This window comes from Williamsia muralis, assembly GCF_002735905.1.
GTDB lineage: Bacteria > Actinomycetota > Actinomycetes > Mycobacteriales > Mycobacteriaceae > Williamsia > Williamsia muralis_A.
Map to the genome: position 1 here is coordinate 1151700 of NZ_PEBD01000010.1, position 23711 is coordinate 1175410.

A 23711-nucleotide genomic window follows, 5' to 3' on the forward strand; every position below is an offset into this window, starting at 1 on the left:
TATGAGGGCATCAAGTAATTAGCGCATCATGACAGCGAGGCGCTGTTAGGCGGCTTAGGTGGTGTCGTTGTCGAGCAGTATGCGAAGGCTCGGGCGGGTGTTGGGTAGTCGAGGGTGGGTTGTGTCGTTGGTTCACCATGCCGGCCACGCGTTGAAGGTCTCTGACGTTGTAGGCTTTTAGGCCTGATTGCTTGGCGAGCCAGTGGTCTAGCAGCCGGCTGGTGTCCTCTCTGGCACTCTGCCGAGGGTATCGAAGGAGCGAACGCGCGCAACGGGTTTCACCTGCGCGTCGTCGCGGTATCTGACAGGCTCGTACACCGATCCCAGGTAGTCGCTCAACAGTCGCTTTTCGCCTGATCGCCGCTTCGGCGCGACGGAGCCTCGGATTGTGTGCTTGTCGACGTGTGTGGCGACGGTCGGCGATGGTGAAGCGTCCAGGTAGCGTCTGTTGATCCTTGCCTCTGCAACAGATTGACACTGGGGTAGGCGATTCCGAGAACTTCAGTGAAGGCTTGGTGGCCTCCTTTGGTCGAGGCCACTTCGATAGTTCCGGCTCTGGCTGGGCGGCCCGTAGCTTTGATGCATAGCGACGCATGGGCCTTTGCTGATGCCCGCCAATGCGCGATCGATGTCCGATGGGTGTTTTCAGGGTTGCTGTTGCGGGCGATCCGCGGATTGGTGTCGGAGGCTGGTGATAACCTCCGCCTGACGGGTGTGAGCGCTCGCGCGATTGGCGAAATATGTTGTTAGACAGGGAAATCTACAATTCCGATCTTGCGAACATGTGTTCGAATGCGGTAGTATGAAGGCATCAATTGGGCAGCTGGCGCAGAGTTCGATCGGCGTAGCTGCTATGGGGGTCCCTGGGGAGGGGTGTGAGGATGCGAATTCTCGATGTGGTCGACGATGTGATGGGGATGGTCGTTCCGGATGACCCATCGGGTGTTGTGGGTCTGATCAAAGATTTGATCACCCTGCGCAATGCGACCGAGTGCAAGTTGTCTTCGGTGGCGGCGCATATCGACCGGCTGGGGATAGCGAAGAAGTCAGGGTTTACCACCTCGAAGTTGTTGCAAGCCAATGGGGTGGCTCCAGCGGTTGCATCACGGTGGTTGCGGATCGGGACCGGACTGACCGGTTTGGATCGCACCGCCGGTTACTTTCGCGATGGATTCCTGTCGACCGAACATGTTGATGCGGTGGTCAGGGGGCGCGCGCACGTCGCGGCCCGGGCCGGCTCCGAGATGGCTGCTGAGGAGCGAGCGGACATCGAGCGGAAATTGTTGAGCCACGCCATCTCCGGCGCCTCGCCGGGCGAGGTGGGCAAGGCCGCGCGCAAGCTCGGAAATCAGGTTTCTGGGAACACGGGTGGGCTCCCGGCGTCCGAGGATTCGGCGATGAACACCGTGGACTTTGCAGTTGTCGACGGTCGGTTCGTGGGAAAGTTCGATCTCGATGCGGTGATGGGGGAGAAGATGCGATCTGCCCTGAACGTCTGGAGCAAGCCGCGCCCTGAGCCCGACGGAAGTGAAGATCGCCGGTCCTCGGCGCGGCGCAGAGCCGATGCCCTGCACCAGCTATTGGACTGCGGTGGTGGACGAACATCGGCGCCGGCCCCGAGAACCGAAGTGATCGTGACTGTTCCGGCCGATGAACCCGATCGCGCGTCGTTGCGGTGGATGGGCCCCATCACCGAAGCCACTGCCGCCGCGCTCGCCTGCGACTCGTCCATCACATCGGTGACCTTGGACGGCCAAGAGGTGCCGATCGATTTGAGCCCACCACGCCGCCTGTTCACCGGGCTGCTGCGCAAGGCGATCATCATCCGGGACGCGTGCTGTGTGAAATGCGGGGCACCCGCGGAATGGTCCGACTGCCATCACATCGTCCACTGGCAAGAAGGTGGCCCGACCACCCTGGAGAACGGGTGTCTGTTGTGCCGCACTTGCCACCGCGCAGTTCACAACACGGACTGGGACGTTGTCATGGGGCCAGACAAACACCCATGGCTGCTACCGCCCGCTGACGTGGATCCGCTGCGAAAACCCCTGCCGGCCTACAACCGTAGGACGCTCACCCTCGCTGCGTGACTGCGGCCGAACCGCACAAAGCGGCAAGACCACACCGAACTGCTGGGCCGATAGATCGATAGTCCCACTCGCAACCGGCCCACGGCCGGAACCGCGATAGAACATTGACAACTCCACAGTGTGAACCGCCCGCGCGATCAGCGGACGGTACGAGCCAGTGTCAGGCCCCGGGCGAGTCTGCGGATGTTGTCGGCGATGTCCCGAACCCGCCCCACGAAAGTGTCGTGCGTGACGCCGGAAGAATGTGGCGTCATCAGCAGATTGGGGAGTTCGGCAAAGGGCAGATCGCCCGGCATACCGCGACCATCCGGGCCGGGGTACGAGTACCACACGTCGATGGCGGCCGCGCGAATTGTGTTCGCACTGAGGGCATCGTAGAGAGCCTGCTGCTGAACAAGTGGCCCCCGTCCGACGTTGATCAAGACTCCATCCGAACCGAGGGCCTCGAACTCTGCGGGACCGATCATTCCTCGGGTATGAGCGTTCAGCGGCGCCGAGACGACAACGACGTCGGACTCGGTCATCAGGCGGCCCAGGTCGGCCGCATCCCCCGCCCATGACAGGCCGTGTGCGTGGGCGTCGACAGTGCCGCGGCCGGTGACCGCCGACGCGGTGCACCCCAACGTACGCAGCAGGTTCCAGCTCTTCGACCCGATGTGGCCGAACCCCACGAAGCCGATGTGCGCCTCGCGCATGGTGAGGGGCTGGGGAAGGGAATCGTCGTACACCGATGTCGCCCACACTCCTTGACGGAGCGCCCGATCGTGGGCGAGGAAACCACGGCGCAGCATGACGGAAGTGGACAACACGTATTCGGCGATCGAGTCCTCGTGATGGAACGTGTTGGCGACTTTGGTGCGAGGTCCGAGCGCGTCGAATGCGACATTGTCTGTGCCCGCCCCTCCCACGTGCACCAGTTGCAGTCGCGGGGCGGCGGCTGCCATTGCTGTGGTGAACCTGCCGCCCACGTACACATCGGCTGCCGGGAGATCGCTGATGATGGCCTTCTCGTCGGAGCGTTGGTGCCACCGGACCTCACTCTCGGCAGGCAGCAAGCCCTCGAACAACTCACGATGCGGCAGCAGATTCCGGTCGCCGACGACGATCACCATCCGCCCCAATGGATCGCTCATGTCCGAACCAGTGCTGGACGCTTGCTGTCGAAACTCCAGCCCGGTACCAGGAACTGCATCCCGACCGAATCATCGCGGGACCCCAGACCCTCGCGAAGGTACAGCTCGTGTGCGGCGTCGACCTGGTCCATGTCGAGCTCGACACCGAGTCCAGGCCGGTCGGGAACAGTGAGGTGACCGTCGATGATCTCGAACGGTTCCTTGGTGATCCGCTGACCGTCTTGCCAGATCCAGTGGGTGTCGATGGCCGTGATGTCGCCGGGTGCGGCAGCGGCGACGTGGGTGAACATGGCCAGCGAGACGTCGAAGTGGTTGTTGGAGTGCGATCCCCACGTCAGGCCCCACACATCACAAAGCTGCGCCACCCGCACCGATCCGGCCATCGTCCAGAAGTGAGGATCGGCCAACGGGATGTCGACCGCTCCGGATCGGATGGTGTGCCCCAACTCCCGCCAGTCGGTGGCGATCATGTTGGTGGCGGTGGGCAGCCCGGTGGCCCTCTTGAACTCACTCATCACTTCACGCCCGGAGAAGCCGCCCTCGGGTCCGACCGGGTCCTCGGCGTAGGCGAGCACGTCGCGCAGTCCGCGGCAGGTCTCGATCGCCTCCGAGAGCAGCCAGCCGCCGTTCGGATCGAGCGTGATGCGCGCGGCCGGAAAGCGTTCGGCGAGCGCGGTCACCGCGGCCGCTTCCTCCTGAGGTGCCAGCACCCCGCCCTTGAGTTTGAAGTCGGAGAAGCCATAACGATCGTGCGCGGCCTCGGCGAGAGCGACGACGGCCTCAGGGGTCAGCGCCTCCTGGTGCCGTAGTCGAAGCCAGTCGTCGGACTCTCCGGAACCGTCGAGGTAGTCGAGTCCCGTCTTGGTGCGGTCGCCGACGAAGAACAGATATCCCAGTGCCTGCACGCGCTCGCGCTGCTGGCCGTCGCCGAGGAGGGCGGCAACCGGCACTCCGAGGTGTTGGCCCCACAGGTCGAGCAAAGCGGATTCGACAGCGGTGACGGCGTGTACGGCGGTGCGAAGATCGAACGTCTGATTGCCCCGCCCACCCGAGTCACGATCGGCGAAGGCGCGCCGCATGTCGCCGAGAATGGCGTTGTGGTCACCCACATGGCGTCCGACAACCAATTCGATTGCATCGCACAGAGTCTGACGAATCGGCTCGCCGCCCGGCACCTCGCCGACCCCGGTGTTTCCGTCCGCATCGGTGATCATCACCAGGTTCCGGGTGAAGAACGGAGCATGTGCCCCGGACAGGTTGAGCAGCATGCTGTCGCGGCCGGCGATCGGGATCACCCGCATCTCGGTGATTGCGGGAGCACCACGCGATATTCGCGATGTGGCTGATGACGTCATTGTGGAGCCTTTCGCTGTTGTGATTTCAAATGATCTGTTGCCCGATGAGCAGGACAGCCCCCACCGAGGAGATGGCGATGGAGAGCCGGCGTAGTCGCACCGGGTCGAGCAATGTGTTGACGAATCGAGAGGCCGCGTAGCCCAGCACAATCGCCGGGATGAGAATCAGGAACATCTCGGCGTTCTCCCGTTCGATGGCACCGGCGGCGGCGAGCACCGCGATGGACATCAATGACCCGACGAAGAAGAACGCGCTCATGTTCCCGCGCAGTCGGGGGCCGCTTGACCCCTGCAGCACCAAAGCCATCGGCGGACCACCGATCGAGGTCGCGGTGCCGAGCAGACCCGACGCAGCGCCCGCAGTCGCGAGGTTTCGTCGCCGCGGCGGTGGCGCCCAACCCATCGTCGCCATGACAACACCGGCCAGCACCACTGCGGCGAGCAGCAACGCGAGCCCGCGTTCGGGCAGGAACAGCAGCAGCAATGCCCCCGCGATGGTGCCGGGGACACGGCCCGCCAGCGCCCACCCGGTGCCCCGGAGGTCGAGGCTCTGCCGTTCGCGGATCACGACGAGCAGCGTCACCACCACCGCAGACATGATCAGCGTGCCCGGGATGAGCGATGGGTCGACGAGGGCGACGATCGGGGCGGCAAGCATCCCCATGCCGAAACCGATCGATGCCTGCATGCACGCGGCAGCAAACACGGCCACGATGATCACGACGAGAGCTGTGATGCTCACCCGACGGCTGCGGGCATACCGAGGGACACCGTGTTGCGCGGGTGGAAGCACTCGGCCATGTGTGGCGGACCGCTCAATGCTGCCCGGATCGACGTGGTCTGCGGAACGTCGGTGGCGACGGGCGGCGCCGATTCCGCGCATTCGGAAGTGGCGTGCATGCAACGAGTACGAAATCGGCAGCCCGACGGCGGATTGAGCGGCGAGGGCACTTCGCCCTCCAGGATGATGCGGGTCCGCCGGGTTTTGGGGTCGAGAGTGGGCGCCGCGGACATCAGCGCTTCGGTGTAGGGATGCATCGGGGTGTCGAAAACTGTTTCGGTGGGCCCTGTTTCGACGATTCGACCGAGATACATGACGGCGACGCGGTCGGCCACGTGCCGCACGACCGACAGGTCGTGTGAGATGAAGACGTAGGAGATGCCGAGTTGCTGCTGCAGGTCGTTGAGCAGGTTGAGCACCTGGGCCTGCACCGAGAGGTCCAGTGCCGACACCGGCTCGTCACAGATGACCACCGACGGGTTGAGAGCCAGCGCCCGGGCGATTCCCAACCGCTGGCGCTGCCCACCGGAGAACTCTTGTGGTGAGCGATGCTCGTCGCTGGGGCGTAGACCAACCAGATGCAGGAGTTCGCGCACCCGAGCGGCCCTGTCCCGCTTGGACTTGTAGAGGGTCTTGTGGGTCCGCCACGGCTCGGAGATGATCTCGGCGGCCGTCATCCGCGCGTTGAGCGACGCATACGGATCCTGGAACACCATCTGGACGCGGCGTCGCAGGGCGAGCATGTCCTTGCCCTTGAGGGTGTACGGATCGACGCCATCCCAGCTGACGGTCCCGGTGTCGGGGCGCTCCAGCATCATCAGAGTGCGGGCGAGAGTTGATTTGCCACAACCTGATTCACCGACCAGGCCCAGTGTCTCACCGGGGGCGAGATCGAGGTCGATTCCGTCGAGCGCCTTGAGCTCGGTCTTGCCGTCTTTGCCTGCCGGCACCCGGAACGTCTTGGTGAGGTCGCGAACCTCGAGGACCGACGATCCCGTCGATCTCGGTTTCGTGGACTCAGACATTGCCGACCTCCTCGGTGAAATGGCATGCCGCGGAACGGCCGGTGGCGATTGACTTCAGTGCAGGTCGGGAGGTGGCGCAGAGGTCTTGTGCCAGTGGGCATCGGGCCTGGTACACGCACCCGGTCGGGATCGAGTGCAGGTCCGGGGGAGTCCCACCGATGGACTTGAGATCCTCGCCCCGTTTGGCGTTCACGGGCACCGAGTCGAGTAGCCCCTTGGTGTAGGGGTGTCTCGGACGGGAGAACACCTCGGCGACCGGCCCGGTCTCGACGACGTTGCCGGCGTACATGATCGCCACCCGATCGGCTTGCTCGGCCACCAGTGCCAGGTCATGGGTGATCAAGATGACCGCCATGTCGAACTCGGCGCGCAGATTCTGCAACAGGGACATGATCTGTGCCTGCACGGTGACATCGAGCGCGGTGGTCGGTTCGTCGGCGAGAAGGACCTTGGGGCTCAGGGCCACCGCCATCGCGATCAACAGTCGTTGGCGCATACCACCCGAGAACTGATGGGGGTAGGAGTCGATACGGGACTCGGGCTCGGGGATGCCGACGTGCTCCATCAGCCGGATGGCCTCGCGTTTGGCGGCCCGCGCAGACATCCCGCGATGGATACGGAACGGCTCGGCGAGCTGGGTACCGACCGTGTACACCGGGTTGAGCGCGGTCAGCGCGTCCTGGAAGACGATCGCCAGCTCGGTTCCGGCGACCTGCCGGCGCTTGCGTTTGCTCGCCGTCGTCAGGTTGGTGTCCCCGAGCATCACCGTGCCGTCGGTGACATCGGCGATCGGGTCCAAGAGCCCGACCAGGGCTTGGGCGGTCATGGACTTGCCACATCCGGACTCGCCCAACAGGGCCAGCGTTTCGCCGCGGCGCGCGACAAACGAGACGTGGTCGACGGCCCGCACCACCCCGGTGGGCGTGCGCAGGTCGACGGTGAGGTCGGTGACGTCCAGGGCGATCCGCTCGTCGGCGGTGGCCGCGCCGGGGCCGGCGATGGCTGGTGCACTCATGCGACTGCCTTTCGTGAGGAGAACAGACGGCGGCGGGCACGCGGCACGGTGAGGCGCCAGCGCTGGCCGGGATCGGTGGCGATCCGGGCCCACGCCGCGAGGATCGTGGCGGACACCGTGGTCACCACGATGGCCAGACCTGGGAAGAACGACAGCCACCATGCGGTCTGCAGATAGGTGCGTCCCTGCGACACCATCAGGCCCCAGCTGATGTCCGGGGGCTGGATACCGATGCCCAGGAAGCTCAGCGAGGATTCGGCCAGCATGACAAAACAGAAGTCGAGGGTGGCGACGGTGAGCAAGGTGGGCAGCAGGATCGGCAGGACATGCGAGCGGATGATCGACCCACTGCTGGCGCCGAAGGTGCGGGCCGCATCGACGAATATCCTGCTCTGCAGTTCGGCCGACTCGGCCCGTGCGGTACGCAGGTAGATGGGGATTCGCGTGAACGCCAGTACCAAAACGATATTGGCCGCACTCGGCGAGAACACGTAGAGCACCACGACTGCCAGCAGCAGGGAGGGAAAACTCATGATCACGTCGGCGACCCGCATCGCCGTCGTCTCGCGCCAGCCGCGGTGGTAACCGGCCCACATGCCGATCACCGAACCGATGACGCAGGAGATCACCACGGCGGGCAGGGCCACCATCATCGTGGTCTGACAGGCGACGATCAGGCGGGCCAGCATGCTGCGACCGAGCGGGTCGGTGCCGAGCACGTTCATCCAGCCGGTGTCGAGGTTGAACGGGGCCAGATTCGACTGGTCCAGGTTCTGATCGGTGGCGGCGCTACCCACCAGCCACGGTCCGAAGCAGGCGACGAGGAGCACAAAGGCGAGGATGCCTGCGGCGACGGTGGCCATCGGATCCCGCAACAGCAGTCGCCAGAGGGGCATCCTGCTGGACGGAACCTTGCCTGCGGCAACGGAATCGCCGGTGATGTCTGTAGGCGCGACCAGTGAACCGGTGGGATCGGTGACTGTGGACTCGGACGGTCCGGTGACAATCGACATGACGTTCTCCTAGACCTTGACCTTTTCGCGGACCCGCGCGTCCAGTAGCGCGTAACCGGCGTCGATGACGACGTTGAGGATGAAAATGCTGACAGCGGTGAGCAATACGGCGGCCTGCAGCACTGCGAAGTCGCGTTGGAGGATCGAATCGATCATCAGTTTGCCGATGCCGGGCCAACCGAAGATGGCCTCCACCACCACTGCACCGTTGACCAGCGCGACGGCGAGGTCGCCGGCGACGGTCAACGCCGGTGCGGCCGCGTTTCGCAGCGCATGATGGGTGACGACGCGCATGTCGCCGGCCCCTTTGCTGCGGGCAAGTCGCACATACGGCGCAGAGAGCGCCTGCACCATCGCGCCCCGGACCACCTGCGTCAGGACTCCCAGCGGCCTGATCAGCAGCGTGGCGATCGGCAGGATCCAGGACAGGCTGCTGCCCGTTCCGGAGGTGGGCAGCCACCCGAGGACCACCGCGAAGATCCAGATGCCTGTGATGGCGAACCAGAAGTCGGGAACGCTCGCCGCGGTCATCGACAGCAGCGACGAGAAGCGGTCGGCAAGTGAGTTGGGCCGGAAAGCAGCCCAGCAACCCAGTATCACCGCGCCGACGATGGCCAGAAGCATGGTGAAGAACGCCAGCTGCAACGTCGCGGGGAACGCCCGTAGGGCCATCTCGGCTGCTGACTCGCCGGTGCGGAGGGACTCTCCGAAGTCCAGGTGGACCACTCCGCCCAGGTAGTCGAGCATCTGGTTCCAGACGGGCTTGTCGAGACCGTTCTCGGCCGCGAACTCGGCACGCTGATCCGGGGTCGCAGACACCGGTAGGTAGAGGTTGGTGGGATCACCGGTGAGTCGGGCGAGCAGGAAGACACCGAAGAGCACGACCAACAGGGGGATGAGGCTGGTGTACATGCGGCGTCGCAGGAAGGCGAACATCTCTCACCGCTTTCTCGAGGACATGGGGCTGGTCATGACAGGTTCCTTCAGATGGTGTGGAAAGCGGGGATCAGTCGTTGCCGGAGGAGGTGGCATGGGTCATCTCGGCCAGTCGCATCTCGTCACCGGTTGCCGAATTCGGTTGGTAGGCGACCGACGGCGCCTTGGCCAGTACCGCGTTCATGTGAGCGAGGTAGGCGTACTGACGGATCTTGCTCGGTTCGTCGGCGAGGACCGCGGCGAACGCCCCCTGGCGGGCATCGCCGGTCTGGTTCTGGGCTGTCTCTATCTCGGCGTCGAACTCGGGCGTGCCGTAGGTGCTCTGGTAGCCATCGCTCAGCAGGTATTGCTCGGCGGTGAACTGGGCATCACCGGCCTGGTTGCCGTGCTGGATCATCAGCAGGATCGGTCCCTCGTCGGGGAAGGGTCGGATCTGATAGAGCATCTGGCCCGACGTGTCCATCATCTCGATCTTGACGTTGAGACCGATCTGGTCGAGTGAGTTCTGGATGACCTCGATGGTCTCGTTGACCTTCGGGTACATCCCTGTGCGCCCGATGAGCTTGATCTGCTTGTCGACCGGCACCCCGTCTGCTTTGGCCTCGGCCACAAGCTCTTTCGCGCGGTCGAGGTCGTAGGGGGTGGCAGAGATCGTGTCGTTGAACCCGATGATGCTCGGGCCGACGAGCTGTGCGGCCGGATCCCCGAGGCCGCGGAAGAGGGCCTTGATGATCCCGTCGCGATTGATCGACAGGTCGATGGCCTCGCGAACCCGGTAGTCGTCGAGCGGTGGTTCATCCGCCTGCATCCGCAGCGCGGTGGTCTCGTTGTTCGGGTACGAGACACCCAGGTCCCCGGCGCCGTCTTCCGGGCCCAGGTAGGTGGCTATCTCCGCCTCGTCGTTGGTCACCATGGCTGCGCGCACGCTGCCCTCGGTACGCCACTGGTACACCGCACGGCTGTACTCCGGGGTGGGGCCGGCGTACTCGGGATTGAGCGCGAGAGCCAGCTTTTGGCCCGGATCCCAGTAGTCGACCCGGTAGGGACCGGTGCCGATCGGGATACGCACCTTGTCCGCGGTGTCGGTACTGGTCGGGACCATCTCGATGAACGAGAGACGCAGCGGCAGAATCGGATCCGGAGTGGGGGTGGTCACTGTCACCGTCGCCGGATCGGTGGCTTCGACGACCAGTTCGTCGTCACCGAACACGTAACCGTCCACCTCGCAGCCGATCGTGGAGTTGATCGTGCGGTTGATGGAGAAGGCGGCGGCTTCTGCATCGAAGGGCGTGCCGTCGCTGAATCTGACGCCCTGGTGGATGCGGAACGTCCAGGTGTTGGGAGAGGTCTGCTCCCATGAGTCGGCCAGCTTCGGCTCGAGGTCACCGGTATCGGGATTGCGTTCGATGAGCGGCTCGGTGATGTTGGACCGGACCACGGGACCCGTGGCCGTCAGCGAGGCGTCGCAAGGCTCGAGCGTCGGAGGCTCCTGCGGGAGCACGATGCGCAGGGTGTTCGGGTCGGCAGCGTCGGTCTGTGTCGAGTTGGCGACCGAACAACCGGTGGCCAGAGCGGCCACGGCGGCCATGGCGACGACCGCCCGTACGGAATGGCGTCGGGATGCCGGCTGCGGGGCTGCGGCGTGCATGGGTCCTCCGTTGATGATGGTGAATCGCGTCGATCGAGACGCTGGCCGTTTGTGACGGTAGCCACAACGTAGAAGTGCCCCGAGGAGGCGTCAACAGGCCAAAACGCCTGCAAACCGCCATTTCTGTCGGTGATGGGCGTCACTGGCTGTCTCATCTGGTGACACGACTCACCTGCAATATAGCCTCTGACCTGGCGCATTACGGATTGCTTGTCGCCGAGTCCGCTCGGTGACCAAGCCAGTGATGCCGTTTGGGTATCAGTCCATGTTATTTACGAGTTGGACAGGTATTCCTGAGGCGGCTTACCGTACGGGCAACTCGATGAAGACCGCGATGGTCTTTCCCTGTCGTCAGGAGGCACGATGGCCGATGTCGCACCAGTCGCGGCACGACCGGCGAAAAGCGCTACACCACAGCAGTATCGCGACTCGGAGGACCAAGCGGGACGGGTGCTGCAGGTCGGCCCGCTCAAGCCGTCACTCGCTGAGTCCCTGGCAGCCGGCTACGGAGCGTTGTTGCTTCCGGACGACAGTTCCAGAGAAGGCTTCCTCGCCACTCGGGGCGACGCCGTCGCCGCCGTCGTCACCTCTGGCCGCACGGGCGTCGACGCGGCACTGATGGCGCAGTTGCCGAACCTCGGCGCGATCATCCACTTCGGCGTCGGATACGACACCACCGACGTCGAGGTCGCTCGGCAGCGGGGCGTGGGGGTGAGCAACACTCCGGACGTCCTCACCGATTGCGTTGCGGACACTGCGGTGGGACTGCTCATCGACACGCTGCGCGGTTTCTCTGCTGCGGACCGGTACGTGCGTGCCGGCCGGTGGGAGGACGAGGGCAACTTCCGCCTGACGCGCAAGGTGACGGGCGCCCGCATCGGAATCATCGGACTCGGCCGCATCGGTTCGGCAATTGCTCAGCGCCTCAGCGGTTTTGGGTGCAGCATTGCCTACCACAACCGCCGCGAAATACTCGGCTCGCCGTATCGGTACTCAACGTCGCCGGCCGAACTGGCGGCGACGGTGGACGTACTCGTCGTGGCGGCCTCAGGTGGTGAACACACCCGGCAGCTCGTCGATCGTGATGTCCTCGAGGCGCTGGGGCCCAACGGATTTCTGGTGAACGTGGCGCGGGGCAGCGTGGTCGACGAAGAAGCGCTGGTCGACCTGCTCACGTCGGGTGGTCTGGCCGGCGCGGGTCTCGACGTGTTCGCCGACGAGCCGCATGTCCCGGCAGCGCTCGTCGGCCTCGACAACGTGGTGCTGCTGCCCCATGTCGCCAGTGGCACCACCGAGACCCGCGCCGCGATGGAAGCCCTGACGCTGGCCAACCTCGACGAGTATCTCGGCCGGGGCACGCTGAGGACGGCCGTCCTGCAACCTGAACCGAAAGGAAGGCCGCGCCCATGAGCGTTGTGCTGAGCTATGTTCCCTCTACAGAGGGGCGCGGTGCGTTGTCGTTCGGTTTCGCCGAGGCCCGCATGCGCGGAACAGATCTGATGGTCATCGCCGAGGACGACAGCGGATCGTCTCCGGAGTTCGAGTCGGATCTCGACGCTGCACGCCAGGCCGCCGGGGCCGCCGATGTAACTGTTGCGATCGAGCCGAACGACCCGGCTCTCTCGCACGCCGACAATCTCATCGACGCGTCGTATCGCGACGATGTCGAGCTCATCGTGATCGGTATCCGTCGTCGTTCGCCGGTTGGCAAATTGCTGACCGGCAGCGCCATGCAACGGGTTCTGCTCGACGCGCAGTGCCCCGTCGCCGCAGTCAAACCCCCGGTACGCTCTGCCGTGTGACGACTGCTTCACGGTTCGAGATCAAATCCATTCGCGTTGCGGTAGAACGACTTCCATGATCCGCGCCAATGCCGGATTCGGATTGTCCGGGCGCCAAGCAGCATTCATCTGAACCGGGCGGTCTCGAACAGCTGTCACCTCTTTGAAGACGACGCCCTCAGGGTGCATGGTGGCGGCAGATTCGGGCACCAGCGCCATTCCGAGACCGGATCTGACCAGCACCAGCATGGTGTGCACCTGGGTGACGTACTGGACGTAACGTGGTGTCGCGCCGACGATGGTGAACGTGCTGATCAGCAACTCGTGGAAATAGCGGGCGTCGACGGGGGAGTACATCACCACGGGACGGTTGTCGAAGTCCTCGATGGTGAGGTGCTCGGCATCGATGAGATCGTGATCCGCAGGTAAGGCGGCGATCAGCCGCTCGTGATGGATCGGCCGGCTGCTGATACCCGGACGGGTCATGATAGGGCGCACGAGCCCCAGGTCGAGCTCTCCACCGGATAGCGACTCGATCTGGGCAGAAGAGACCATCTCGCGCAGAACGAGTTTGACGTCGGGCAGTACCTCACGGGCGGTGGCCAGCAGCCGAGGCAGTACTGCGTGAGCAGATGCGCCCGTGAAGCCGATGATGACGGTGCCGAGATCGCCGGCAGGCACCCGGCGCACGGTCAGTACGGCGCTCTCGGACAGCCGCACGATGCGTCGGGCGTCGGGCAGGAAGGCCGAGCCGGCGGCGGTCAGCGTGACCGAACGACTGGTCCGGTCGACGAGTTGCACCCCGAGTTCGTTCTCCAGTTGCTGAATCTGCCTGCTCAGTGGCGGCTGCGTCATGTGAAGACGTTCGGCGGCTCGGCCGAAATGGAGTTCTTCGGCGACAGCGATGAAGCAGGTGAGGCGAGCCAGCGAGAACATTGATCCACTCCCGGTATCGGAATCGGGCGCGTAAGCGGCCCAGTGAATCAATGTACGCGCCGGCTCAGCGCCAGACGAGCGGGTTCACCAGCGCGGGCAGGTGTTCTCGAACGACGGGTCGATGGTTTTCATGTATCCGGTGTCGTCCCGATCGCGGATGCCGCAGTCGAGATATTGCTGGTGCAGGGCCGCGAGGGCATCTTCGTCGATCTCGACCCCCAGTCCCGGCCCCGCCGGAACCGGCACTGCGCCGTCGACGATGGACAACGCTCCCGCTTGTACGACGTCCTCGGTCTTCCACGGCCAATGAGTGTCACAGGCGTAGGACAGATTGGGCGTCGCGGCGGCCAGGTGGACCATGGCGGCGAGGCTGATTCCCAGATGCGAGTTGGAATGCATGGAAAGGCCCAGACCGAAGGTCTCACAGATCCCGGCGAGCAACCGCGACCGTTGCAGACCACCCCAATAGTGGTGGTCGGAGAGAACCACGGACACCGAGTTCTGCCGGACCGACGGTTCGAGCTGGTCGAAGGCGACTACGCACATGTTGGTGGCCAGAGGCATTTTCGCTTCCGCCGCCACGTCGGCCATGCCCCGGAGGCCCGGTGTCGGGTCTTCGAGGTATTCGACGACGCCGGCGAGTTCGGATGCCACCTCGATCGAGGTCTCGACCGTCCACGCCGCGTTGGGGTCCAGCCTCAGCGGCAGGTCGGGAAATGCCGACCGCAGGGCCTTCATGGCCGCGATCTCCTGCTCGGGAGGAAACACGCCGCCCTTGAGCTTGATCGCCTTGAATCCGTACGTGCCGATCATCCGCTGCGCCTGCCGGACGAGACCCTCCGGGTCGAGCGCCGCGCCCCACTCGTCTGGGTCGGTTCCGGGATGGCCGGCCCACTTGTAGAACAGGTACGCACTGAACGGCACCTCGGTGCGCACGGCGCCGCCGAGGAGATCCGATACCGGCCGGCCCAGGGCCTTGCCCTGGATGTCGAGGCACGCGACCTCGAAGGGTGACAGCACCCGGTCGGTGGTGCTGGCGGTGGTGATCATGCCGGCCACACCGTCACCGCCGCTGACCGACAGCGTGCCGAGGGTGGCATCGATGGTCGTTCGCAGCGCGTTGAGCGCGAACACATCGTGTCCGGTGATCGCCTTCGCGGACGCCTCGAGCCGAGCCAGATGTGCGGTGTCGGCGTAGGTTTCACCCAGTCCGACGAATCCGGCGTCGGTGTCGAGCTGGATGATCGCCCGCAGTGCGTAGGGCTGGTGGACGCCGACGGTGTTGAGCAGCGGCGGATCGGCGAAAGCGACCGGGGTGATGCGGGCGCCGGTGATCCGGATCGGTCCGGTGGGCATCAGACCGCGACGGCCGGTGACAGGGCGCCTTCGAGGACGGCCCGGCCGGCAGCGGTGATCTCGATGAGCTCCTGTTGGTGCGCTTGCGTCAGCGGCACGAGCGGTGCGCGGACCGGTCCGGCATCGAGACCCTCCATCGTGACGCCGAACTTCACCATCGACACCGCGTAACCGGGGACCTGGTTACGCAGGCGGACCAACGGGTGGAAGAACTTGCGCAACAGAGCTTCCGCGAGTTGGTCGTTCCCGGACTCCAGGGCGTTGTAGAACGCCAGCGCGATCTCAGGGGCGAACGCGAAGGTCGCCGAGGAGTACAGGGTGACGCCGATGGCGCGGTAGGCCTGCTGGGTGATCTCGGCTGTGGGCAGACCGTTGAAGAACAGGAAGTTCTTGCCCGAAGGTGCCAGGGCGTCCTTGACGGCCATCACGATGCGCGCGACGTTGTCCAGGTCGCCGGTACCGTCTTTGAACCCGATGACGGTGGGCAGCTGCGCCACCTCGACCGCGGCAGCCTCGTTGTAGACGGCCGAACCGCGGTTGTAGACGATGAGCGGTAGATCGGTGGCGGCAGCGACGGTGCGGGTGTACTCCACGAGCCCGGCGGGCGGCATCGTCACGAGGTACGGCGGTAGCAGCAGGATGCCATCGGCGCCCGCGGCCTCGGCGCTACGCGCGAATTCCTGTGCCTGGACCAGCGATCCGCCGGCTCCGGCGAAGACTGGCACCCGTCCGGCCACGACCTCGACCGCCGTTGCGACGATCTTGCTGAACTCGTCGAGCCCCAGAGCGTGGAATTCGCCTGTACCGCAGGCAACGAAGACGCCACCGGGTCCCGCGGCGACACCCTTGTCGAGGTGCTCGGCGAGCAGGGTGTAGTCCACATCCCCGGACGGGGTGAACGGGGTGACGGGAAAGAACAGAACTCCGTCGAGCATCAGATTTCTCCTTGAATGGGTGGGGTTGGTCAGTCTTGGACGAGGCGGCCGTCGATGCGGCGCCACAGCTGATCGGGGTTACCGTCGGCGATCGCCGACGGTAGCAGTGCGGGTGGGACGTCCTGGTAGGCGACCGGCCGCAGGAACCGCTCGATGGCAAGCGATCCCACGGACGTGGTGCGCGAATCGGACGTCGCTGGATACGGGCCGCCGTGGACCATGGCGTGGCCGACCTCGACCCCGGTGGGCCAGCCGTTGAACAAGATGCGGCCCGCCTTGAGTTCGAGAACGCTCATCAGCTCGCCCGCCGCCACGAGGTCGTCGTCGTCGCAGTGCACCGTCGCGGTGAGCTGGCCTTCCAGGCGTGCCGCGACGGCGCGTACCTGGTTCGTGTCAACGCATCTGACCACCAGACTGGCCGATCCGAATACTTCCCCCTGCATCACCTCTGATGCCAGGAACGTATCGGCGTCGGTGCTGAAGACAGCGGCGCCGCACGTATTCGGCCGGTCGATCGTCGGGGCCTTCGCCTCGGCGGTCGCTGCGGTCGACAACGCCTCGACACCGTCGGCGTAGGACCTCGCGATGCCGGGGGTGAGCATCGGTGCTGGGGCCGACGCGGCGATCGCGTCGCTCGCAGACCGCACGAAGTCATCCAACGCGGGGCCGTCCACGGCGATGACCAGGCCGGGGTTGGTGCAGAACTGCCCGGCACCCATGGTCAACGACCCCACGAATGCCTGCCCGAGGTCGGTGCCCCGGTTTTGCAGGGCGGACTCCATGAGGAACACCGGGTTGACCGAACTCATCTCGGCGTAGACGGGGATGGGCTCGGGCCGGGCTGCGGCGGCAGCGACCAGAGCTGTTCCGCCAGAACGCGATCCGGTGAATCCCACGGCCTTGATCCTCGGGTCTGTCACCAGACGGGTACCGAGGACCGGTCCCGAGCCGTAGAGAAGCGAGAACGTTCCGGCGGGCATCCCCGTGCGGTCGATTGCCTCGGTGATGGCGCGACCGACCAGTTCTGACGTACCGGGATGAGCGTCGTGTGCCTTCACGACCACCGGGCAGCCGGCCGCGAGAGCCGAGGCCGTGTCGCCGCCTGCCACGGAGAACGCGAGCGGGAAGTTGCTGGCGCCGAACACTGCCACCGGTCCGAGGGGGATCTTGCGTTGCCGGATGTCGGCGCGCGGCAACGGTGCGCGATCGGGCTGTGCGGGATCGATGCGTGCACCGTTCCAGCCGCCGTCTCGCAGTACGCCTGCGAACAGGCGCAATTGCCCTGCGGTCCTGCCCACCTCGCCGGCGATCCTGGGGCGGGGTAGACCCGATTCGGAGCAGGCTCGGTCGACGAGGGTGTCGCCGAGAGATTCGATGTTCTCTGCGATCGCCTCGAGGAATTCGGCTCGGACGGTGGACGTGGTCGACCGATACCGGTCGAAGGCAGCGGCGGCAGCGGCACAAGCGGCGTCGACGTCATTGTCGGACCCGTAGGAGTAACCCGGTTCGAGGACGTCGCCGGTCGCCGGGTCGAGTCCGTGCAGGGTGTCGCCCTGTCCGGTGACCAAGGTGCCAGCGATGATCATCTGCCCGGTCAGAGTGTTCATCTGCGCCTGCGCTGTCGCGCGATCTTCTGTCGTCGTCATGTGCCGACTCCTACCTGTTGTGCGTACTTGTTCGGCCATCGCGATCGCGGCCGACCTGCGTCGTCGACCCAGACCACGCCGCCCAGCGGCAGGCGTGACCTGGGTCATACATCGACCGTAGGCCGCTTATTCATTCATGTCCAAGTCAAATGTGGACGTGTTCAATAGCTAAGTTGTATCGACCGACGTGGGCGGACGGTTGCGGCCAACAGATGGGCGCCCGATGTGCCCGCGGCGGTGAAGTACGTTCGTCGGATGGAGCGAATGACACCTGTCGATGCCCAGATGTACTGGATGTCGAGTCGAGTTCCGAACGACCAATTCCTGCTGTTCGCGTTCGACGGTGAGGTGGGCAACCTCGAGTCGGCCATCGACGACGTGCTCGGGCGCGCGGCGTCGAACGTCGATCTGACCTTGCGGGTCGCCGACCCAGGCTGTGCTTTCGACTACCCTTACTGGGTTCGCCACGGGGTCCGGCCAGATCACGTCGCAGTGCACCAGTTGCCGCAGCCCAGCTGGTCGGGTTGCCTTGCAGCCGTTCAGGATCTGTTCGCAGATCAGCTCGACCTCCGCTCCAGCGTGTGGCGTCTGCACGTGTTCGAGGGTGTCGGGGACGTTCCCCGCTGCCAGGGACAAGCGACGGTGGTGGTCCTGCAGATCGGACACGCCCTCGTCGACGGTCGCCGTGCGACGGGCGTGGCCAGGAGTCTGTTCGTCGATGGCGGAGAACCGCGCCACAGCGCTGCCGCGAAACCCGAGAGCGGCTACTCGACGGCCCGAGCGGCAACGGTCGCAGCGATCCGGACACCCAAGCAGCTCGGCTCATTGGGCTTGCGCGGGCTGAATGCTGCTGTGACGCACCGAAGGCTGGTCGCGGACGTGGCCGACGGATCCGTGCCCCCGCAGGCCGATGTGCGGCCGGCGCTGCCCACCAACAACAGGCCGGGGGGTCGCAGCGAGATTCGGACGCTGGTCCGTGACCGCAACGACTTTCCGGGGCCAACCGTCACCGTAGGAGCGCTCACAGCCATCTCGCTGGGGTTGTCGGAGCACCTCGCCGGCCAGGGTGTCGACACCGCCACGCTCGGTGCGGAGCTGACTGTCGCAAAACCAGGAAAACCCCTCGCTCGCAACCACTTCCGGAATGCCGGTATCGATCTGTTCAGCACCACGCCATCATGGGAACGAAGAACCGAGCAGATCGCCGAGGCGTTGACGCATCGTCGATCACGTGGTGCTCATCCCGCGTTGCGAGCGGCCGACGAAGCCTTCGCTGCGGTTCCCGCTCCTTTGTTGTACTGGGGAACAACACTATTCGACCCGGCTGCGGTTACACCCATGGTCATCGGGAACACGGTGGTGTCGAGCATCAACCGCGGTCCGGCCGACCTGACATTCGGCGGGGCGCCGGTTGCGTTCACCGCCGGCTACCCGGCCCTGTCGCCTGCGATGGGCGTCACCCACGGGGTTCACGGAATCGGTGACACGGTGGCGATCAGTGTCAATGCGGCAGAGTCAGCGATCGGCGACATCGACGACTATGTCGAGACACTGAGCGCGTCGATCGCCTGGAATCGAATCGTTGCCGGGACGTAGCTGGTCGCCGGATGCTACTAGCTGTCGTCGTGGCCGTTCTTGGTGCGCACCAACCGTTTCGGTAGACGGCCGACCAGTTCTCCCAGTGGCTGCACCGCCTGACCCAGTACCTCCGCCGCGTCGTTGAGCTGGTCCACCGTCAGTTGCAGCTTGCGGATGTTGGGTGCCAGTTCGCCGATCACCTCGACGAGCTCGGTCAACCGATCCAGCGGCCCACCGGGAGCGATGGTTCGTTCGATGGCCCCGTTCTCGCCGAGGAGCTGTTCGAGCAACCCCTCTTCGGCAACGAGTCGGTCCATGAAGCCCTCATCCTCGGCGAGGCGGTCGAGCAGACCTCCCGGTGTGGTCAGCTTGGCCAAGATCCCGTCCTCGGCGAGGAGACGGTCGACCGGTCCACCCCGCGAGAGCAGTCGATCGAGAGGCCCGCCGTCCTCGGTCATCTGATACAGCACGCCGTCGTCGGACAGCATTCGGTTCACCAGTCCGTCATCGGACACCAGCCGCTCCAGGGGGCCGTCCTTGGCCAGGATGCGGCCCAGTGAACGGTCGTCTTCGAGGAGCTCGGCCACCTGACCGATCAATTGCAGGGGACTGCGGCCGGGAGGTCCCTGAGACACCCCCATCGCCACCGTGATCTCGTGCTGCACGTTCTCGATCGCAATTCGGCTGACCGCCACGCTGGCCTCGACGGCCGACAGGGCCGCCCCCGCGATCGCGAATCCCAACCGGGTCGGAAGTTCGATCACCAATCTGGCATCCATGCCGTTCACCCTAAGACGTCCCCTCCACGCCGGTGGCGGATCACCCTGCTTTGGCCTTTGCCTTCTGTTCCTTCTTGAATGCTCGCACCTTCTGCAGGGATTCCTCGTCCACCACGTCCGCCACCGAGCGGTACCCGGCCTTGCTGTAGTCGCCGACCGCCTTCTGCCAGCCATCAGGAGCGACGCCACATTGCTTTGCGAGCAGTGCGGTGAAGATCTTGGCTTTCTGGGCGCCGAAACCCGGCAGTTCATTGATGCGTTTGACCAGATCCGGTCCGTCGGCCGCCTCGTTCCAGATCCGGGCGGTGTCGCCGCCGTACTGCTCCACCACGATGGTGGCCAGGGCCTGCAGACGCGCGGCCATCGACCTGCCGTAGCGGTGGACGGCCGGCGGAGTGGCACACAGGTCGGCGAACGAGTCGGGCTCGGCGGCGGCGATCGCGGCGGGATCGAGACTGCCGAACCGTTCCCTGACCTTGGCAGGCCCGGCAAATGCTCGCTCCATCGGGAACTGCTGGTCCAGCAACATCCCGGCCAGCAGCGCGAAGGAATCGGTACTGAGCAACTCGTCGGCGGACGGGTCACCCGTGATGTGCAGACTGGTCATGGACACGAAGTCTAGTGCCGGGCACTCAACCCACATCGCCGCGCGCGAGGACCCGTCGCACCGAACCCCGATCACCGGTGACTCGGTGGTGATTGAATGCTCGGCAGGGCGGTCCGGGTCGGGGAGAGCGGAGTCGGTCGACACCGTGCGCTGCGACAGCGCCGACCCGTGGTCGCCGGGCCGGCTCAGGATCGACATCGACGTGTACAACGATGTCGTCTTCCCGCCCGACGGGGCGCGTGGGCCTGTCCTCTACCTCAGTGCGAACAACTCGCGTCCTGGCTTCCTGCTCGAATACAACGTCGAGGCAACCGTCCGCTGGGTCAACACCACCACCGGAGCGCGCGGGACGACGATCATCCCGGCGCGGGGCCGTTCGGCCAGCTGGGAAGGTTCCCTGCCGACCGGCCGTGGCCACGTGGCCTACGCCGTCACCCAGAAGATCGGCGCACTCGCCTTCGTGCCCATGGTGAACCCGCAATCGTCGACCTGTCGCGGCGCTGCAACGGTGTGACCACCTGTCGGGTGGGGCTCTGGAGTTCCCCACCTCGCGGCGGCGCAAACGCTTGCGGCCCAGCTCGCCGGTGACCGACTTGTGACCGACTGTCTTTCGGGGACTTGCGAACTCGCCTGACATGACAGGAGTAACGTCAGCTCTTGGCGTATGTCGTCGGCGGTGATTGCCGACCGCCGTCCGGAAGGTGGGTACCCCCGATGTCCACAGGTGCAGCCAGTAGATCCAGCCGGCCGGTCGGGGGTGAGGCCCACGTAGCCAAGGTCATCGGTGTGACCGTCGCCGCAGCCGTCGGCGGATTCCTCTTCGGTTTCGACAGCTCGGTGGTCAACGGCGCTGTCGAATCCATCGGCACACATTTTGAGCTCAACTCGTTCATGAAGGGCTTCGCGGTCGCCATCGCACTCCTCGGGTGCGCGCTCGGCGCCTGGTTCGCCGGTCGGCTCGCGGACATCTGGGGCCGCAAGAAGGTGATGCTGCTCGGCTCCGCGCTGTTCATCGCCTCGTCCATCGGAACAGGGTTGGCGTGGTCGGTCCCAGACCTGTTGATCTGGCGTGTGATCGGCGGCCTCGGTATCGGCATCGCGTCGGTGATCGCTCCGGCGTACATCGCCGAGATCGCCCCCGCCCGATACCGCGGTGCACTCGGATCCCTTCAGCAGCTGGCCATCACCATGGGCATCTTCGTCGCACTGCTGTCGGATGCGCTGCTCGCCGACAGCGCCGGTAGCGCATCGAGCGATCTATGGTTCGGTATCGAGGCGTGGCGCTGGATGTTCATGGTCGGTGTCATCCCCGCCATCGTCTACGGTGTTCTGGCCCTGCTCATCCCGGAATCACCCCGCTATCTGGTGGGTAGCAATCTGGACGAGGAGGCAGCCCGCATTCTCACCGAGGTCACGGGCGAGGCCAACCCACTCGAACGTGTCAAAGAGATCCGGTTGACCCTCAAACGCGAATCCAATGTGTCGATCAAGGACATCCGCGGACCTTCGTTTGGCCTGCATCCCCTTGTCTGGGTGGGTATCTGGATCGCGGTGCTGCAGCAGTTCGTCGGCATCAACGCAATCTTCTACTACTCCACAACGCTGTGGCAGTCCGTCGGATTCAGTGAGAGCGAGTCGTTCAAGACGTCGGTGATCACAGCTGTCGTCAACGTGGTGATGACCTTCGGCGCGATCCTGTTCGTCGACCGTATCGGCCGCCGCAAGCTCCTGCTGATCGGCTCGGTCGGCATGGCCATCGGTCTCATACTGGCGTGTGCGGCCTTCACTCAGCAGCAGGGCTCGGGCGACGACATCACCCTCCCGGACAACTGGGGAGTGGTCGCCCTGATCGGCGCCAACCTGTTCGTGGTCGCGTTCGCTGCCACATGGGGCCCGGTCATGTGGGTGATGCTGGGGGAGATGTTCCCCAACCGGATCCGCGGTGTGGCGCTCGGTGTGTGCACCGGTGTGAACTGGCTCGCGAACTTCACCATCTCGCTGCTCTTCCCAGAACTGAACTCGCGCCTCGGCCTGGCATGGATCTACGGGTTCTTCGCGTTCTGCGCGATCGTGTCGTACTTCTACGTGCACTTCAAGGTTCCCGAGACCAAGGGTATGGAACTCGAGGACATGGACACTCTCGGCGACGTCGAGGCCGCACTCAAGGTCGAAAAGGCCGCGGCCAAAGAGAAATAGCGCTAGAGCGAATCGGTGAACAGCGGCGGCCGTCCCTCTTTTCGGGCGGCCGTCGCTTCTTGGAAGTTGGCGGTCAGCAACCGGACGTAGAGCTGGCCGAGACCTTCGGCCTGCATGTGCGCGTCGAGGCTCGAGGCCTCCATGCCCGACCACAGCGTCCTCTTGGTCAGTTCGATTCCCGGGCGCGACAATTCGGCGATCCGGTCAGCGACGCGGCAGCACTCGTCGAGCAGGTCGGCGTCGGGAACAGTTCGTGATACCAGCCCGATCCGGGCGGCTTCGTCGGCGTGGACATCCCATCCGGTCAGCATCATCTCCGCGGCATGTGAGCTGCCGACGGCTCGCGGCAACAGGTAACTCAAACCCAACTCGCTTGCGGTGAGCCCGTTGTTGATACCCGCTGCACGAAAATAGGCCGCAGCGCCCGCGATGCGGATGTCGCATGCCAGCGCCAGACAAAGCCCGCCACCGATCGCGGCGCCGTTGACGGCGGCGATCACCGGCTGATGCATGCGGCGGATCGCCTTGATCGTCTCGTCGAGCAGCTCCAAGGAACGAAGCGCGATCGTGGGGGCGGTCAGCCCGTCGATGCCGGGTATCTTGCCCGCCGACTTCTGGTCGGCGCCAGAACTGAATCCGCGTCCGGCGCCGGTGATGATGACCGCTCGGACCGCGTTGTCCGCACTGATCTCCTCGAGTATTTCCTTGAAGGGCAGCATGACGTCAAAAGCCATGGCATTCATGCGTTCTGGGCGATCCAAGGTCACCAGGGCAATGTGTTCGCGGGGATGATCCACCCGGACATACGACATTTCGCCATCGTGACACGAGCGGCGTTCCCTGAGGTGCGAATCAGGGAAGTCGGCCACAAAGATCAGGGTCGATCCCCGATGGCAGGGGC

21 protein-coding genes are annotated in these 23711 nt (G+C 65.0%); 6 read left to right on the top strand and 15 right to left on the bottom strand.

Annotated elements, in window-relative coordinates; genetic code table 11:
- Positions 1–881: 881 nt before the first annotated feature.
- Complete coding sequence (locus tag CSW57_RS18870) at positions 882–2090, top strand: HNH endonuclease (RefSeq protein ID WP_099384608.1); 1209 nt, start codon at positions 882–884, stop codon at positions 2088–2090.
- A gap of 137 nt (positions 2091–2227) precedes the next feature.
- On the opposite strand, the gene CSW57_RS18875 is transcribed toward CSW57_RS18870, so the two are convergent.
- The 8 genes from CSW57_RS18875 to CSW57_RS18910 form a co-directional block, all read right to left on the bottom strand.
- Positions 2228–3202: a 2-hydroxyacid dehydrogenase gene (locus tag CSW57_RS18875; protein ID WP_099384609.1), complete on the bottom strand. Its 975-nt coding sequence runs from the start codon at positions 3200–3202 to the stop codon at positions 2228–2230.
- 17 nt (positions 3203–3219) lie between these two features.
- Positions 3220–4578, bottom strand: a complete 1359-nt coding sequence (gene gudD / locus CSW57_RS18880) for a glucarate dehydratase (protein WP_099384095.1) — start codon at positions 4576–4578, stop codon at positions 3220–3222.
- A gap of 25 nt (positions 4579–4603) precedes the next feature.
- Positions 4604–5320 (bottom strand): sulfite exporter TauE/SafE family protein, encoded by a 717-nt coding sequence (locus tag CSW57_RS18885; protein WP_099384096.1) that lies wholly within the window; start codon positions 5318–5320, stop codon positions 4604–4606.
- Positions 5317–6384, bottom strand: coding sequence for an ABC transporter ATP-binding protein (locus CSW57_RS18890; protein WP_099384097.1), 1068 nt, complete (start codon positions 6382–6384; stop codon positions 5317–5319). Before CSW57_RS18890 ends, CSW57_RS18885 begins: the two co-directional genes overlap by 4 nt.
- On the bottom strand, positions 6377–7399 hold the full coding sequence (locus CSW57_RS18895) for an ABC transporter ATP-binding protein (protein ID WP_099384098.1): 1023 nt from the start codon (positions 7397–7399) through the stop codon (positions 6377–6379). The genes CSW57_RS18890 and CSW57_RS18895 overlap by 8 nt, the downstream gene beginning before the upstream one ends.
- Positions 7396–8412, bottom strand: a complete 1017-nt coding sequence (locus CSW57_RS18900) for an ABC transporter permease (protein ID WP_099384099.1) — start codon at positions 8410–8412, stop codon at positions 7396–7398. The genes CSW57_RS18895 and CSW57_RS18900 overlap by 4 nt, the downstream gene beginning before the upstream one ends.
- Positions 8413–8421: 9 nt before the next feature.
- The gene (locus CSW57_RS18905; RefSeq protein WP_099384100.1) at positions 8422–9348 is read right to left on the bottom strand and encodes an ABC transporter permease; all 927 of its coding nucleotides are present in this window, start codon (positions 9346–9348) and stop codon (positions 8422–8424) included.
- 70 nt (positions 9349–9418) lie between these two features.
- Entirely contained in the window at positions 9419–10936 is a 1518-nt protein-coding gene (locus tag CSW57_RS18910) for an ABC transporter substrate-binding protein (protein WP_223249415.1), read from the bottom strand.
- 423 nt (positions 10937–11359) lie between these two features.
- Here CSW57_RS18910 and CSW57_RS18915 point away from each other — a divergent pair, with 423 nt between their 5' ends.
- Positions 11360–12406 carry a 2-hydroxyacid dehydrogenase gene (locus CSW57_RS18915; protein WP_099384102.1) on the top strand — a complete coding sequence of 349 codons (1047 nt, stop codon included), beginning with the start codon at positions 11360–11362 and terminating at the stop codon, positions 12404–12406.
- Complete coding sequence (locus CSW57_RS18920; RefSeq protein ID WP_099384103.1) at positions 12403–12798, top strand: universal stress protein; 396 nt, start codon at positions 12403–12405, stop codon at positions 12796–12798. The genes CSW57_RS18915 and CSW57_RS18920 overlap by 4 nt, the downstream gene beginning before the upstream one ends.
- Before the next feature lie 21 nt (positions 12799–12819).
- Here CSW57_RS18920 and CSW57_RS18925 read toward each other — a convergent pair whose 3' ends face one another.
- From CSW57_RS18925 to CSW57_RS18940, 4 genes are all read right to left on the bottom strand, one after another.
- Positions 12820–13713 carry a LysR substrate-binding domain-containing protein gene (locus tag CSW57_RS18925; protein WP_099384104.1) on the bottom strand — a complete coding sequence of 298 codons (894 nt, stop codon included), beginning with the start codon at positions 13711–13713 and terminating at the stop codon, positions 12820–12822.
- 84 nt (positions 13714–13797) lie between these two features.
- A complete protein-coding gene (locus CSW57_RS18930; RefSeq protein ID WP_099384105.1) occupies positions 13798–15069 on the bottom strand; it encodes a glucarate dehydratase family protein in 1272 nt (423 codons plus the stop codon).
- Entirely contained in the window at positions 15069–16004 is a 936-nt protein-coding gene (locus tag CSW57_RS18935) for a 5-dehydro-4-deoxyglucarate dehydratase (RefSeq protein WP_099384106.1), read from the bottom strand. The genes CSW57_RS18930 and CSW57_RS18935 overlap by 1 nt, the downstream gene beginning before the upstream one ends.
- A 29-nt stretch (positions 16005–16033) precedes the next feature.
- Positions 16034–17650 (bottom strand): aldehyde dehydrogenase (NADP(+)), encoded by a 1617-nt coding sequence (locus CSW57_RS18940; protein ID WP_223249344.1) that lies wholly within the window; start codon positions 17648–17650, stop codon positions 16034–16036.
- 255 nt (positions 17651–17905) lie between these two features.
- Here CSW57_RS18940 and CSW57_RS18945 point away from each other — a divergent pair, with 255 nt between their 5' ends.
- Positions 17906–19246 (top strand): wax ester/triacylglycerol synthase domain-containing protein, encoded by a 1341-nt coding sequence (locus CSW57_RS18945; protein ID WP_099384107.1) that lies wholly within the window; start codon positions 17906–17908, stop codon positions 19244–19246.
- A 17-nt stretch (positions 19247–19263) separates the two neighbouring features.
- Here CSW57_RS18945 and CSW57_RS18950 read toward each other — a convergent pair whose 3' ends face one another.
- A complete protein-coding gene (locus CSW57_RS18950) occupies positions 19264–20007 on the bottom strand; it encodes a hypothetical protein (RefSeq protein ID WP_099384108.1) in 744 nt (247 codons plus the stop codon).
- Positions 20008–20047: 40 nt separating this feature from the next.
- Positions 20048–20614: an HhH-GPD-type base excision DNA repair protein gene (locus CSW57_RS18955; protein WP_099384109.1), complete on the bottom strand. Its 567-nt coding sequence runs from the start codon at positions 20612–20614 to the stop codon at positions 20048–20050.
- Between CSW57_RS18955 and CSW57_RS18960 the strand changes: the two genes are divergently transcribed.
- Positions 20613–21128, top strand: coding sequence for a hypothetical protein (locus tag CSW57_RS18960; RefSeq protein ID WP_223249345.1), 516 nt, complete (start codon positions 20613–20615; stop codon positions 21126–21128). The genes CSW57_RS18955 and CSW57_RS18960 overlap by 2 nt on opposite strands.
- A gap of 200 nt (positions 21129–21328) precedes the next feature.
- A complete protein-coding gene (locus CSW57_RS18965) occupies positions 21329–22810 on the top strand; it encodes a sugar porter family MFS transporter (protein ID WP_099384110.1) in 1482 nt (493 codons plus the stop codon).
- A 2-nt stretch (positions 22811–22812) separates the two neighbouring features.
- Here CSW57_RS18965 and CSW57_RS18970 read toward each other — a convergent pair whose 3' ends face one another.
- Positions 22813–23622, bottom strand: coding sequence for an enoyl-CoA hydratase (locus CSW57_RS18970; RefSeq protein ID WP_099384612.1), 810 nt, complete (start codon positions 23620–23622; stop codon positions 22813–22815).
- Positions 23623–23711: the final 89 nt, after the last annotated feature.